Origin of the sequence: Deefgea piscis (genome assembly GCF_019665785.1) — a bacterium.
Lineage (GTDB): Bacteria > Pseudomonadota > Gammaproteobacteria > Burkholderiales > Chitinibacteraceae > Deefgea.
Genome location: NZ_CP081149.1, coordinates 3,142,804 through 3,156,457, shown reverse-complemented (window position 1 = coordinate 3,156,457; position 13,654 = coordinate 3,142,804). Strand labels below are relative to the sequence as shown.

General features: G+C 45.0%; 10 protein-coding genes and 1 other annotated feature. Of the genes, 4 read left to right on the top strand and 6 right to left on the bottom strand.

The window, feature by feature from the left end; all coding sequences use genetic code 11:
- Window positions 1–22: 22 nt before the first annotated feature.
- A complete protein-coding gene (locus K4H25_RS14675) occupies window positions 23–913 on the top strand; it encodes a DMT family transporter (RefSeq protein WP_221021160.1) in 891 nt (296 codons plus the stop codon).
- Window positions 914–1,000: 87 nt separating this feature from the next.
- Complete coding sequence (locus K4H25_RS14670; RefSeq protein WP_221021159.1) at window positions 1,001–1,531, top strand: bifunctional adenosylcobinamide kinase/adenosylcobinamide-phosphate guanylyltransferase; 531 nt, start codon at window positions 1,001–1,003, stop codon at window positions 1,529–1,531.
- A 98-nt stretch (window positions 1,532–1,629) separates the two neighbouring features.
- Here the strand turns inward: K4H25_RS14670 and K4H25_RS14665 are convergent, their stop codons facing one another.
- The 3 genes from K4H25_RS14665 to K4H25_RS14655 all read right to left on the bottom strand — a co-directional run bounded on the left by K4H25_RS14665 (window position 1,630) and on the right by K4H25_RS14655 (window position 7,808).
- Entirely contained in the window at window positions 1,630–3,228 is a 1,599-nt protein-coding gene (locus K4H25_RS14665) for an EAL domain-containing protein (RefSeq protein WP_221021158.1), read from the bottom strand.
- Between the two features lie 467 nt (window positions 3,229–3,695).
- Window positions 3,696–4,763, bottom strand: a complete 1,068-nt coding sequence (gene hisC, locus K4H25_RS14660; protein ID WP_221021157.1) for a histidinol-phosphate transaminase — start codon at window positions 4,761–4,763, stop codon at window positions 3,696–3,698.
- A 102-nt stretch (window positions 4,764–4,865) separates the two neighbouring features.
- On the bottom strand, window positions 4,866–7,808 hold the full coding sequence (locus tag K4H25_RS14655; protein WP_221021156.1) for a bifunctional diguanylate cyclase/phosphodiesterase: 2,943 nt from the start codon (window positions 7,806–7,808) through the stop codon (window positions 4,866–4,868).
- 105 nt (window positions 7,809–7,913) lie between these two features.
- On the opposite strand from K4H25_RS14655, the gene K4H25_RS14650 reads away from it, so the two are divergent.
- Window positions 7,914–8,846 (top strand): IS5 family transposase, encoded by a 933-nt coding sequence (locus tag K4H25_RS14650; protein ID WP_221020333.1) that lies wholly within the window; start codon window positions 7,914–7,916, stop codon window positions 8,844–8,846.
- A gap of 23 nt (window positions 8,847–8,869) precedes the next feature.
- Here the strand turns inward: K4H25_RS14650 and K4H25_RS14645 are convergent, their stop codons facing one another.
- From K4H25_RS14645 to K4H25_RS14635, 3 genes are all read right to left on the bottom strand, one after another.
- The gene (locus tag K4H25_RS14645; protein WP_221021155.1) at window positions 8,870–9,223 is read right to left on the bottom strand and encodes a phytochrome family protein; all 354 of its coding nucleotides are present in this window, start codon (window positions 9,221–9,223) and stop codon (window positions 8,870–8,872) included.
- The gene (locus K4H25_RS14640) at window positions 9,213–9,797 is read right to left on the bottom strand and encodes a biliverdin-producing heme oxygenase (RefSeq protein WP_221021154.1); all 585 of its coding nucleotides are present in this window, start codon (window positions 9,795–9,797) and stop codon (window positions 9,213–9,215) included. The genes K4H25_RS14645 and K4H25_RS14640 overlap by 11 nt, the downstream gene beginning before the upstream one ends.
- Window positions 9,798–10,551: 754 nt before the next feature.
- Window positions 10,552–11,244, bottom strand: coding sequence for a VC0807 family protein (locus K4H25_RS14635; protein ID WP_221021153.1), 693 nt, complete (start codon window positions 11,242–11,244; stop codon window positions 10,552–10,554).
- A gap of 211 nt (window positions 11,245–11,455) precedes the next feature.
- Here K4H25_RS14635 and K4H25_RS14630 point away from each other — a divergent pair.
- A protein-coding gene (locus tag K4H25_RS14630; protein ID WP_374706346.1) for an IS3 family transposase occupies window positions 11,456–12,675 on the top strand; the annotation gives its coding sequence in 2 pieces (ribosomal slippage) (window positions 11,456–11,735 and window positions 11,735–12,675; 1,221 coding nt in all).
- Window positions 11,731–11,847: a sequence feature (AL1L pseudoknot), on the top strand. (Overlaps the previous gene by 117 nt.)
- Window positions 12,676–13,654: the final 979 nt, after the last annotated feature.

The window sequence follows — 13,654 nt, the reverse complement described above, 5'->3', positions numbered from 1 at the left end:
CTGGGCCGACGAAGGGGTAACAATGAAACCGGTTTTAAAAGGCCATTTAATGGTGTTGTTCTGTGTTTTGGTCTGGGGCGTGACCTTTGTTTCCACCAAAATATTATTAGATTTTCGTAGCCCGGTAGAAATTGCCCTTGATCGCTTTGTCTTAGCCTACGCTTTATTGTTTTTAATGCATCCCGTGCTTAAAAAACCGCAATGGCGCGAAGAATTGTATTTCTGTGGCCTGGGCTTATTTGGCGTGACGCTGTATTTTTTAACTGAAAATATCGCGCTGCAATATACGCAAGCCTCCAGCGTGGGTTTATTGGTGTCATCCGCGCCATTACTCACGGCATTTTTTGCGCATTTCACCACCCACGATGAAAAACTCAGTCTGCGATTAATTATTGGCTCTTTGATTGCTTTAGCGGGGGTTGCTTTGGTGATGTTTAACGGCAGCGTGATTTTAAAGCTCAATCCTTTGGGCGATATTTTGGCTTTATCTGCGGGGGCGGCGTGGGCGATATATTGCTTATTGCTCAAGCGAGCAGGGCAGCGTTATGGTTATTTATTTTTAACGCGACAAGTGTTTTTTTACGGCATCGTCACCTTATTACCCGCCGCGTGGATCATGGGTTACCGCTTAGATTTGGCTTTGTGGCTTAATCCATTACAGGGCGGCAATATGCTGTTTTTAGGCGTGATTGCTTCGGCGCTGTGCTTTGTGGCGTGGAATAAAGCGCTGGGTATCATCGGCGCAGTGAAAGCCAGTAATTACATTTATTTAATCCCTATGGTCACCATGCTCACTGCGATTGTGATTTTGGGCGAGCGCATCACCGCCGTTGGTGCGACCGGTGCAGTCTTGATTTTGCTTGGGGTATATTACGCTGAGCATGGGTTTAAATTGCCTGCAACTAAATACTAGCTGGAAAATGGCGCGTTCGAATACTGGTTTAATTCTCCGCCGTGACGCCGGTTTTTTTGCCGCCAACACATCTACAGGTCGGTTTTTATGCAATTGATTTTAATTAGCGGTGGGCAAAAAAGCGGCAAAAGCCGCTACGCAGAACAGCGCGCTTTGGCACTCTGTACGCGGCCGGCGTATTTGGCCACATCGCGCATTTGGGATGACGACTTTGCGCAGCGCATTGCACGCCATCAAGCGCAGCGTGATTCGCGCTGGGTGAATTTAGAGCAAGAGGTTGATCTGGCGGCGCATGGATTTAGCGGCGAGGTGATGGTGCTCGATTGCATTACATTGTGGCTCACCAATTTATTTACCGATTGCGCTTACGATGGCGATGCAACGCTGCTTGAGGCGCAAACCCGTTGGGCCGCATTTGTCGCGTGTACGCCGCAAATTGTGATTGCCGTGGGTAATGAAATCGGCTGGAGCTTACACGCCGAAACGCAAATGGGCCGGCATTTTGTTGATTTACACGGCAGCTTTATGCAGTGGGTGGCAGTACAGGCCAATGAAGTGGTGTTGATGGTGGCAGGGTTACCTCTGACGGTGAAGGCGCCTGCAGCAAACGAATTTTAATCTCTAGCATGCCAATCGTTGGCTTGGCCAAGCAAGCATACTGCGTGACAAAAAAATGCCGCCAACGCGAGTTGACGGCGATTTTATTGCTTGCTCACTTAGTGAAAGTAAGGGGATGGCGCTGAGTTGACGGTATTAAATTTAAACTGAGCCAACTCGGCGATCGGCAAAGGTTTAGAGAAATAAAACCCCTGCAAATAATCAACCCCCAGTATTGCTAAGTAATCAGCTTGATCTTTGTTTTCTACGCCTTCGGCAACGACATTTAAATTGAGTTGTCGTGCCATATCGACCATATTCGCGACGATAATCTGATCTTTTTCTCGACTGACAATATGAGCAATAAAGCTTTTATCAATCTTTAAATAATGAAATGGGAAGCGGCTTAAAGAAGCCAGTGAGCTATGCCCAATACCAAAGTCATCAATCGCCACCATAATGCCGGCGTGTCCCATTTTTTGAATGATTTTATTGGCTAAATCTGGATCGCTCACTAATCCCTCTTCGGTTAATTCAATCACCAGTTGATAATCAAGATATTTTAATTTTGCATTGAATGCAAAAATGGCATTAAGCATAGATTGATCATTTAATTGCTGTGCGGTTATATTAATCCCAACCCGAGATTGTGCTGGGATGGTTTTTTTACTTAAATCGATTTCTACTTGCTCAATGATACTCAGCATCATTGGCGTCAGTAGGCCTTGGGCTTCGGCTTGTTGAATAAATAAAGCCGGATTTAATAAACCGTGCTGAGGATGTTGCCAGCGCGCAAGGATTTCTACGCCGGCAATTGAGTTTTGCTGCCCCATCACAGGTTGGTAAAACGCGATAAATTTCTGCTGCTGAATCGATTCGATTACTTGCTGACGAAAATGGTTGTTTTCTCCAAATCGTAACCAAATCCAGCGGCTGCTCCACGCTAAAAACAAAACAGACAGTAAAATAGCCAAGGGTAAATTAGTTTCAATGTATTTTCTTAATTGAAAACTATTATGTTGTGCCGTTATTTTAACCGGCAGCTGATCCATTAAAATGGCGGTACTATTGCTTTTGGTGGCGGTAAGTGGCGTTAATATAAAATCATTATCCTGATTAACGAGCTGTAAATCACCCACTTTAAGCGTAATGGTTTTAACCCGTAAACCCATGACCAGTTGCAAGATGTCTTTGTAATATTGCGAATCGAGCACCCCGATGAGCACGCGGCCATTATCCAATTTGCGATAAATAATTAAGGCTTCTCGATCTGAAATTAAACTTTTTTCATGCCAAGCAATGCCGCTGGCCTGTGTGGCGCCGTTGCTAATCAGCGTTTGTATGGGGGAGTCTATATTGCCAAGCGCATGGCTGGATGAACAAAAAATGCGCTGGGTTTGGCTATCGGCAATATAAATTCCACGAAAGTAGGGCGTCGCTGAACTGATTTTTTGTAAATCAGCATATAAATCTTGGCAAGGCGCTGATGGACTTAAAGCGATTTGATCCAGCACCGTATAGGCATTGTGTAAAGACTGCTCGATCATCGCTGAGCCACGTTCAGTCAGTAATTGAATCGATTGCCGCGATTGATAACTCGCCACTTGCCAGACTAATAGCGCCAGTAATAAAAAAAAACTGACATTACATACTGCGATTAGGAGTACCCGAAACGCTTTAGAACTCCCAAACATAGGCTTAACAAAAAATGAATTCATGGTAGTAGCCCATTTGACTTGTTTGGGATGACGTTGCTTTGTCTAGATTATTTATTAGATTTTTCTAATATACAGGATTGGTGTAAGGTAGGCACTTCAAGAAAAGTAATATTTTAATACCAAACGTACTAGGGTCTGTTGACGTTTGGTTTCCCGCCGCGCGGGATCGATTTTCGCGGCGAATCAAGGCGTAGTAAGCGATGCACAGTCATTCTATGTGAGCTTGCTACAACACAGAGTCGCCGCGAAAAGTGCCCAGCCCGCAGGGTTTGGCGGCGGCTGTTTTAAAATAAAGTCAGCCTGATGCTGCGTTACAAAGCGCTGGCGTAGAATGACTACGCTACGCGCTTCGTGCCTTGCCTCAGGCCAAAATCCGCGCAAACGCGGTTGGCAAACTAAACGTCAACAGACCCTATAGTCAGTGCAATATTGACATCAAACTTGCACTGACTCTGTGGTCCTTCAAATTAAGCTTTTAGAATGGCTTGCAAGGCTGCAATCAATGCTGCGCTTTCGGCATCGCTGCCAATCGAAATCCGCAAAAATTGCTCAATGCGCGGGAGTTTGAAGTGGCGAACTAAAATCGCGCGCTCGCGCAGTGCTTGCGCGAGCTGTGCAGCATCGTGCTCTGGATGGCGTGCAAAAACAAAATTGGCGTGTGAAGGCAACACCTTAAATCCCAATTCGCTGAGTTGCTGAGTGAGGGTATCTCTCGTAGTATTAATCGCAGTACAGGTTTGATTAAAATACCCTGTATCTTCGATTGCAGCCACGGCGCCCGCTAGTGCAACGCGATCGAGCGGATAGGAATTAAAACTATTTTTAACCCGCTCCAACCCTGCAATTAAATCGGCATGGCCAACGGCAAAGCCAACGCGTAAGCCCGCTAGCGAGCGAGATTTCGACAGCGTTTGCACCACCAGCAAATTGTTATATCGATTCACCAGCGCAATCGCGCTAGTGCCGCCAAAGTCGATATACGCTTCATCGACCACCAGCACTTGATTGGGATGCGCTTTTAATAGCGCTTCGATTTGCGCTAGCGGCAGCAAAATACCCGTCGGCGCATTGGGATTGGGGAAAATAATCGCGCCACCGCCGGTGTAATCGTTGGTGTCGATTTCAAACGCTTCGTTGAGCGGCACACTGCGATATTCAATGCCATACAAGCCACAATACACCGGATAAAAGCTGTAGCTAATATCGGGAAATAATAGCGGCGCATCGTGCTTTAGCAACGCTTGAAAGGTATGCGCTAGCACTTCATCCGAGCTATTGCCCACAAAGACATTGGCCCGAGTAATGCCATCGGCGTGATGAAAATGCGCCACCGCGTCTTTAAGTACATCGCCATTGGGATCTGGGTATAGCCGTAATAAATCATTCACCGCAGCCTGCATCGCATCGATGGCTTTGGGCGATGGGCCATATGGGTTTTCATTGGTATTGAGTTTGATCAGATTGGTGATTTTAGGCTGCTCACCCGGCGTATACGGTGTAAGGGTGTGAACAATAGGGCTCCAAAAACGGCTCATGGCATTGATCTTTTGACGTGGGCAAAAACTGATTTTACCAAGATCACGTTGAATAGGAATGCCAGTTTGCTGCGAGTGAATAAGTTTTTATTTTAAATTGTTTTAATCGCATTCAATCTGCTTGTATTTCGCTATGGCTTGCGTGTTGATCAGCAGTTCAAAATCAGTGATTTCCATGGGTTGACCAAATAAAAACCCCTGATAAGTCAGGCATCCCATGCTCTCTAATCGTTTTTGTTGCGCCAGAGTTTCTACTCCTTCGGCAATGACGGTTAAGCCTAGATTTTTGCCTAAGGCAATAATGGTTGAGGCAATCGCAGCATCTTTGGGATCACTTAATATATCTTGGATAAAAGATTGATCAATTTTTAACTGCTCTAGTGGTAAGCGTTTTAAATAAGAGAGCGAAGAAAAGCCAGTTCCAAAGTCGTCGATTGAAAAAGTGACTTTTTGTTTGCGTATGGCATTCATTTTCTTTATAACCACATCGGGTTTATCTAAAAATAAACTCTCGGTGATTTCAATTTTTAGTCGATTTGGATTGGCTTGATATGTTGCGAGTAATTGCTCAATTTCATGTTCAAAACTAGGAAATCCAAATTGCTTGGCACTGACATTCACCGATAGGGTGAGGTTTGCAAATAAAGGATTTGTTGCCCAACGCGCCAGCAGTTGGCATGCTTGTTCCAGCACCCAAAATCCCATCGGTAGGATTAATCCAGTTTCTTCTGCTAAATGAATAAACTCAGCGGGTAAAATCAAGCCTTGCTTTGGGTGTTGCCAGCGAATTAACACTTCGGCACCAATGTATTGACCTAAATGATTGACCTGAGGCTGAAAGTGCAGAACAAATTGCTCCCATACCACAGCAAGGCGTAATTCAGTTTCTAGTGTGATTCGATTTAAAACCACTCTTTGCATTTCAGGATCAAAAAAGCGGTAGGTGTTTTTTCCGCCATTTTTAGCTTGATACATGGCAGTATCTGCGCGCTTGAGTATTTCTTCTGCGCTTAAAGTGCAACCTTGAAATAGAGAAATACCAATGCTTGGACTGCAACGATGTTGAATTGCCGGTTTAATTTCAATTTCGTTTGGAATTTTAATATGAAACTCATGAATGAATTGATCCAAAATTTGCTTGGCAATCGATTCTAAATCTTGTGCCGCATGTGCTTCATTGGCGTTGAGTTCATCCAAAATAAGTACAAATTCATCGCCACCCAGTCGAGCAACCGTATCTCCTTTTCTAACTACACTAATTAGCCGATTGGCCACTTCTTTGAGTAGCCAATCTCCTGCATCATGCCCATGGATATCATTCAGTGATTTGAAGTTATCCAAATCAATTAAGATCAGTGCTGCATGTTTACCCGTTCTGGCGCTGCCCAATAGGATTTGGCCTAGCCTATCGAGCATAAGACGACGATTGGCCAGCCCAGTGAGTGGATCATAAAAAGCGAGTTTTTCAATCTCATGCTCTGCTGCGCGTTTTTCGGTGACATCAATCGATACACTGAGTAGATGTGTGGCATCACCTTTTTTATTTTTGAGGGCAATTTTACGCGTAAATAGCGTTTTAATTTCGCCATTACGAGTTCGGATGTCTTCGGTGTTAATTTCAACGATGCATGATTTTTCTAAAATTTCACGATCACTTTGAATAAATCGTTCTGCTTGTTCTTGCGGAAATAAATAAAAATCATTTTTGCCAATGATGTCTTCTTCTTGAATGCCAAAAAACGCACAACCCGCAGGATTGAGTAGTTTAAAGCTTAAATTGTCGGCATTTTTTAAGGTCACTATCGCTGGAATATGTCGAATAATTGACGACATTATTTCTTGCGTTTGTTCTAATTTTTCAGTTACTTCATTTAATTCATGCTCGTTTTTTTCTAGCTTAAATATATATTCAATTTGATTGAGTAAAGCCGAACCAAAACGCTGCGCAATCATGATTTGGGCCGGAAGCCATGCTAGGGCATGCCCTGGCCACATCTGAATCCATTCCGAAAAAGATGTCCTAGGGATCAGTCTGTGCGAGCCATCAGCAGCATGAATAAAGATTTTATTCGGCTCGCCAGCCCAATGAATGTGACGTGGATATTCAGAGCGAAACCACAGCACATAACTGCCATTACGTAATGGAAAAGGCCCGGCTAAAACGCCAGAAACCAGATGCTTATAGGCCTTGGCGGGTTCAAAGCGAAGACTCAGATCGTCGCAGGCAAAAGCTTTATCGCCTTCTTGAGTATGCAGCCATTGAATTAATGCTTCGAGCTCAGCCGGTGCAGGGACTTTACCAAATTGGTGGCGCTTGTTATTTAAGGATAAAACCACCCCATCTGCAGTCATTAAGTGCTGAATTTCTTCTAAAATCTGGTCGGGTATACCTTGTTGCGGCAACCATAAAAATTGCGATAATTTACCAAATAAAGCAATGATTTGTTCATCCAGCGAAAATTGCTCCACTACTTGATCAGTGCTTAAATGCTCAGAAACTAAATTTCCAATTAATTCACACTGCTGCAAGGCTTGGGAGCTTAATAATTTTGGCGTTCTATGGTGACAAGTAATTAGACCCCATAAACGTTGATCTTGTAATAAAGAAATAGAAAGAGAGGCAGCAACGCCCATGTTTTTTAAGTATTGCAGATGAATTGGTGATAATGAACGTAATTGAACGTAGCTTAAATCAGGCGTTTTATTGCTATTTAAGGAAACGGATAAAATCGGAACTTGATCGGCATCCACATTCGCGACATAACGAATGGTGTTTTTGGTATACAACTGTCTGGCTTGCGCTGGAATATCGCTCGCAGGAAAGCGCGATCCAAAATATGAAGCTGAAGTATTATGGCAATTCTCTGCGATCACTTCGCCATCCCAATTGCTATCAAAGCGGTAGATCATTGTATGGTCAAAGCCGCTAATCTCTTGAATATATTGCGCTAATAATTTGAAGTATTCAGGGCTATGAGTTGATCTATCGACAGATAATAATTCATTTATTATGTCTTCAATTTTAAGTTTATTTTCTTGTTTCACTGTATTTGGAGTTAATTCAATATAAAAATTTTCATCGTGAATAGGCTTTGTTGCACAAATCAGCGGCGCAATGCTGCTGGTAGAATAGCGATATAGAATAGCGATATGAGCAAACCAGCACCCCACAAATACAAAACCACCAACTGGCCAAGCTATCACGCAGCTTTGAAATCGCGTGGCGCATTAATGATTTGGCTTGATCCAGCGCTGAAATGGGCTGCTGAGCCCACTGGCAAGCGCGGACGAAACCCCACTTTTAGCGATGCTGCCATTCAATTCTGCCTCACCATCAAATGCCTGTTTGGCCTCGCATTGCGCCAAGCAACCGGCATGGTTGAAAGCCTACTTCGGCTCGCCAACTTAGATTGGAACGTTCCTGATTCGAGCACGATCTCTCGTCGACAAAAAACGCTGAAAGTCACGATTCCGGCCCGTCAAAGTCAGGGTGGACTGCATTTACTCGTCGATAGCACAGGCATCAAAATGCTCGGTGAAGGTGAATGGAAAACCAAAAAACACGGCGCTGAATATCGTAGGCAGTGGCGTAAAGTTCACCTCGGCATTGATGCCGAAACCCTTGAAATTCGTGCCATCGAGGTCACCGATAACAAAACAGGTGATGCGCCCATTTTGCCGGAATTGATGAATCAGATTCCCGAGTCTGAACAGATTGCGGCGATTTACGGTGATGGCGCTTACGACACCAAAGAATGCCACAATGCCATTGCGGCAAGAGGTGCGGCAGCGATTATTCCTACACGGAAAAATGCACAATTTCGGAAAGAAAATACGGCCGGAGCGAGAGCGCGGAATGACATCTTACGGGCGACCAAATACTTGGGTAGGGCCATCTGGAAAAAATGGTCTGGGTATCATCGACGTAGCTTGGTAGAAACCAAAATGCAATGCTTCAAACTATTGGGTGAACGAGTGATGGCGCGGGACTTTGATCGTCAGGTGGCTGAGTTGCAAGTGCGTGCAGCGATCTTAAATCGCTTCACGCAACTGGGTACGCCAATGACGGTAAGAGTGGGATAAATCCGTCTGGGGTTAGGGGTGACTTACCCTCTAGTTGATTTGTGCAACAAAGCCTCGTGAATAGATGAAATGATATTGAATCTATATTTGTTTCCTATGGAGATATTTTGATGATATGCCTTTGGTTTTTTTTCTTTAATGAAATTTAATACTGGATGCAATGCAGGAATGTGGCTGATATTTTTGCCGAGTAATTGATGAGGCTCTAATCCAAAATAATGGTTAGTATTGCTACTAACATAGGCAAACTCATCGTTTAGATCTAAAACCAACAACACGCCATGATCTTGTATGGAACCGATTAAATGAATCGGCTCAGTTGCGCAGTTGCGCAAAGCTTGCTCAAATTCTGGCGTATTCAATATTTTATTGGGCATAAAAATCTAGACCTTTATTGAATAACTCAAAGGTCTGTGATGCTGCATCGGTGATTTCTGTTGTTGCCACAATTGGATGACTGGCTAGAAAAATTTGATATTCATGCCAGTATTTTGAGGTATTCAAACCATAGGCATTAAAAAAACGTCCAGCAAACAGCGGGCTAATTCGGAGTGACTTTTGTAAACAAGCGCTAATCACACTGGCACCTAAGGTTGAGCCCTCAAGCACATACGCCGCACCTAGCCATTGCTCTGGCGTAGTGATGATGCCAGATGTTGCTTTAGCAAGAGTGGGGTGGCTCATCGTGGGCTGCGATTCAAGATCCTTTAAATCGGCTTGTAACCACGGCAGCTTATAGCGAGTTTGGTAATCAAAATCGAGTTTAAATTGACTTTGTCTTTGCAAAAGCACGGTTTCAATGGCGGAGTAGATTTCATAGTAAGCTTTTAGTAGTTGAATATAACGCGCCAAAGAATACCCAGAGTGGGTAATCCCTCTGAGTAGGGAGTGTTGATGAAGACGTGTGTGTTGTTTGCGAGTTTTTAATTTTAGGTCTTCTAAAATCATCATAATCTGAACCCAGTTTTGCTTTCTCTATACTGATGGTAGTACTATTTTTTAGTTTAAGCTCGGTGTAAATATCAAAAAAACGACTTCAAGCCCTTCTGGTCTTGAATCAGCGCTGGATCTAGATACTCAGCACATTTTTTGCCAGTCAATCACTTAGCAATCAGCGTCTACACCGCAGCAAGTAGAGAAAACAATGCCCTTATTTGGCCGTCGAGGTATCGCGCAGCGGGTGCGTGGTTGTTGTGTCGATGAAGTTATTGGGAGTTTGTTTGCAGATTGATGCTTGCAACAAGCTCAAACTCGCAATGAGGTTTTTTATTTAATTATTCCAAGCCGGATGCTGATTGGGGTAAATAGGTCATTATTCAGTTGGCTTTTATTGTGCCTGCGGGCCATTTGATATGAGCCCCCCCCGTGGCGATGACCTGCCTCGGTTGTAGTAGGGGCAGGTTTCGCACTGATTGTTTTGCAGGGATTGGTGGTGGTGGAGCGCTGCTTGTGGAATTTGTAAATGCAACGGGGTTGGCGGCATGACTAAGCCAATCCACGGGGAAGCAGAAAAAGACGTGACCGAGTACATCGTGGGCTTCTCTCTCTGCGCGCGCTGGCACTCGACACGCGGCAATTAAGCGCCGATTGTTTATGAGCAAGAAATGGCAGCAAAAAAATCGATCTTGGCATCTGAAAATATTTGACCACCACCTTGCCAGCACTGGCGACCATTGGCAGCCAGCGTAGTGACTCACAGTGACAATTAACCCTTCACAGCCAGTAGCTGGTCGGTGTCAAGTCCAGTCAGTTTTTTAAGGCTGTGCAGCAAGTACCACAGGCTGGCCATCAGGACGATCATGCTAGGGATCGCGATCACTGGGTAGCTAAGAGCGGTCATTTTGCCCAGTTCTGCGGCAAATTCGCTCGTGCCCGCAGGGCTAACCACGATCCAACGAGCCAACAGATAATTCAGCACGCCCGATAAAAAGAACGAGCTGGCTACCAAGTAGCTAGTGATGTTTAGGCGTTTATCTAGCTCAACTTGCTGTTGCTTAGCGGCTAGTGCTTGCTCAATAGCGGTGAGGTTAAGAATCTGATCGTTATACAGCAGCTTATGGAGCAGCGGGTAGGGCGTGAACTGGCTAATCAGTAGCGTTAAGCCAATCAGGGTGGGGATGGCGGCTTCTTTGATGGCGAGGTACTTGGCATCAAGCTCTAGCAAACTAATACCACCGGTGAGTAGCACGCTAACCATCCCTAGAATCGAAATAAAGTTAACTTTGCCACTTTGTTTTAAATCGTATAAGCCGTAACCCAAGGGAAACGCCAGCGCGGCCACCACAGCCCAAGTCGGCCCAAGCCATTCATTGGTGCTTAATTTGGTGAGAATCAGCGTCGGGATCAGAATGTTCAGCAGCAGATTGACAAGCAGGCTGGGTTGTTTTTGTGCGCTCATAGTGTTCACCAAATAAAAAGAAGCCCATGCTAACAAAAAAATGCCCAAAGGCGATAAACCGACTAAATTACTCGCGGCTTAAACGGTGATTCGCAACGCTCGCATCTTCTGCGTTGTAATGATCCACAGAACACCTGTTGTAGTACGGGGGCAGGAGTGGGTGAATCGCACCGGGTTTCGCGGAGGCACTAACTCTTGAGAGAATAGTGCCATGAAAAAATCTACCCCATTTTCCCCTGAAGTCCGCGAGCGGGCCGTTCGCATGGTCATTGAGCACCTTGCCGAATATCCATCTGAATGGGCAACCCTCGTTTCCATCGCCAGCAAAATAGGCTGCACACCCGAAACGCTGCGCACCTGGTGTCGTCGACAAGGTGGCGATAGCGTTCAAGCCAACAAAAACTCCGCAGAGAGCGAACGCATCAAAGCCTTAGAGCGCGAAGTGCGCGAGCTTAAAAAGGCCAATGAAATTCTGCGCCTGGCCAGCGCGTATTTCGCACAGGCGGAGCTCGACCGCCGCTTGAAATCGTAAGAGGATTCATCGATACCCACCGTGAGCAGCACGGGGTCGAGCCGATCTGCAAGCTATTACAGGTCGCTCCGTCTGCTTATCGACGGTATGCCGCTCGGTTGCGTAATCCCGCATTGCGTTGCCAGCGCGCCATTCGTGACGAGCAACTGAGCGGTGAAGTTACGCGCGTCTGGCAAGAGAATCACCAGGTGTATGGTGCCGTCAAAGCCTGGCGGCAACTCAAGCGCGATGGGCATCTTGTCGCGCGGTGTACCGTTGAGCGTTTGATGCGCAGCCTCGGTTTGCGCGGCATATCGCGTGGTAAAACGGTGCGCACCACACGTCCAGACCCTGCTGTTGCGTGCCCGCTTGACCATGTAAACCGACAATTCGTGGCTGAACGACCAAACCAGCTCTGGGTGTCGGATTTTACCTATGTGTCGACTTGGCAGGGCTTTGTGTATGTGGCGTTTGTGATTGATGTCTTCGCTCGTTATATCGTGGGCTGGCGAGTTAGTCGCAACATGCAAACCGAGTTTGTGCTGGATGCATTGGAGCAAGCCCTTTGGGCGCGCCAGCCAGAGCGCGAAGCATTGATTCATCACAGCGACCGTGGCTCGCAATACGTTTCGATTCGCTATACCGAGCGATTAACCGAAGCGGGTATCGAGCCATCAGTGGGCACGACTGGTGATAGCTACGACAATGCGCTGGCCGAGACGATTAACGGACTCTACAAAACTGAAGTGATTCATCGTTTGGGTCCTTGGAAAAGTTTAGAATCTGTGGAGATAGCGACATTAGAATGGGTTTCGTGGTTCAATCAGCATCGTTTGCTTGGGTCGATTGGCCACATTCCACCTGCGGAAGCAGAAGCAAATTATTATCGTAATCAAAGCGAGCAGGCCATGTTGGTCTGACTCAAACCAAACAGCCTCCGCGAAACCCGGTGCGATTCAATCACGTGTTGTTTAACAACTGCGAGCATTTTGTAACGTGGTGCATTCAGGGTATTCACCATAGTCAGCAAACCAGCAAACTGATTGATGCTGTGGCGCTAGTGCCTGTTTGCTTGATAGCCGCTAAAGTTATCGCAATGCGACATGAATCACGCAATTAGAACAACAAATAACAAAAGGCAGCCCCATCAAGGGGCTGCCTTTTGTTGTGTGCTTATTTTTTGTTCACGTGTCTGAGTGACTGCTCTTGTTTCGATTGCTGGCGTTATTAAGGTTGAATGGCTTTCTGCTGTTCGGGCTTTGCGGACATTCATGACATCTTTTTTAACTAATTTAGTCTCAAGCATCGGTGTCCATATTTAGCAGCACGCCTCACTCAGCTCAGCGATAAAATCAATCGACTTTGACCCCTTTGATTTTCTTATTCCACCGTAATACGCAAAAGTGCAGCACAAAGGATGGTTTGTGAAGAACGAATACGGCAAGCTAGAACACAAAGATCGACCTTTTTTTGAAAAACAAAAAATTGCCAATGCAAGACTAAGTAGCCTTCTACCTAGCTGCCCTCCATAAAATGCAAATACAGTGGATGCAATTGCTAAAATTGGAGCAATCCAATTCAGTTCTACCTGACTAATAAATAGAGCCAAATATTTAATTTTTATTTAATTAAAAATACAAATTAAATATCTTCACCAATTTAACTTATGGGTAGCTCTGCATAAAAATCGTGCATTATATCAAACCCAAAAAAACCATTTTAACCTTACTTTATTTTTATTACTACGAGGTTTAAAATGTAATTTAAACACGACAAAAAAGCCAGGGCCATTGTATATAGCAATACAGTTTCTATATTGCCAGTATATGTAGTGATATTAATAGCAATGACTATTGCCAACAAACCAAAAACAAAAAGGTAACTTAACACTAATTTAGA

Excerpts from the sequence above, each read along its gene's own strand:
- K4H25_RS14675 (WP_221021160.1), top strand. The coding sequence starts at position 23 with ATGAAACCGGTTTTAAAAGGCCATTTAATGGTGTTGTTCTGTGTTTTG.
- K4H25_RS14670 (WP_221021159.1), top strand. The coding sequence starts at position 1,001 with ATGCAATTGATTTTAATTAGCGGTGGGCAAAAAAGCGGCAAAAGCCGC.
- K4H25_RS14665 (WP_221021158.1), bottom strand. The coding sequence starts at position 3,228 with ATGAATTCATTTTTTGTTAAGCCTATGTTTGGGAGTTCTAAAGCGTTT.
- hisC (WP_221021157.1), bottom strand. The coding sequence starts at position 4,763 with ATGAGCCGTTTTTGGAGCCCTATTGTTCACACCCTTACACCGTATACG.
- K4H25_RS14650 (WP_221020333.1), top strand. The coding sequence starts at position 7,914 with ATGAGCAAACCAGCACCCCACAAATACAAAACCACCAACTGGCCAAGC.
- K4H25_RS14645 (WP_221021155.1), bottom strand. The coding sequence starts at position 9,223 with ATGCCCAATAAAATATTGAATACGCCAGAATTTGAGCAAGCTTTGCGC.
- K4H25_RS14640 (WP_221021154.1), bottom strand. The coding sequence starts at position 9,797 with ATGATGATTTTAGAAGACCTAAAATTAAAAACTCGCAAACAACACACA.
- K4H25_RS14635 (WP_221021153.1), bottom strand. The coding sequence starts at position 11,244 with ATGAGCGCACAAAAACAACCCAGCCTGCTTGTCAATCTGCTGCTGAAC.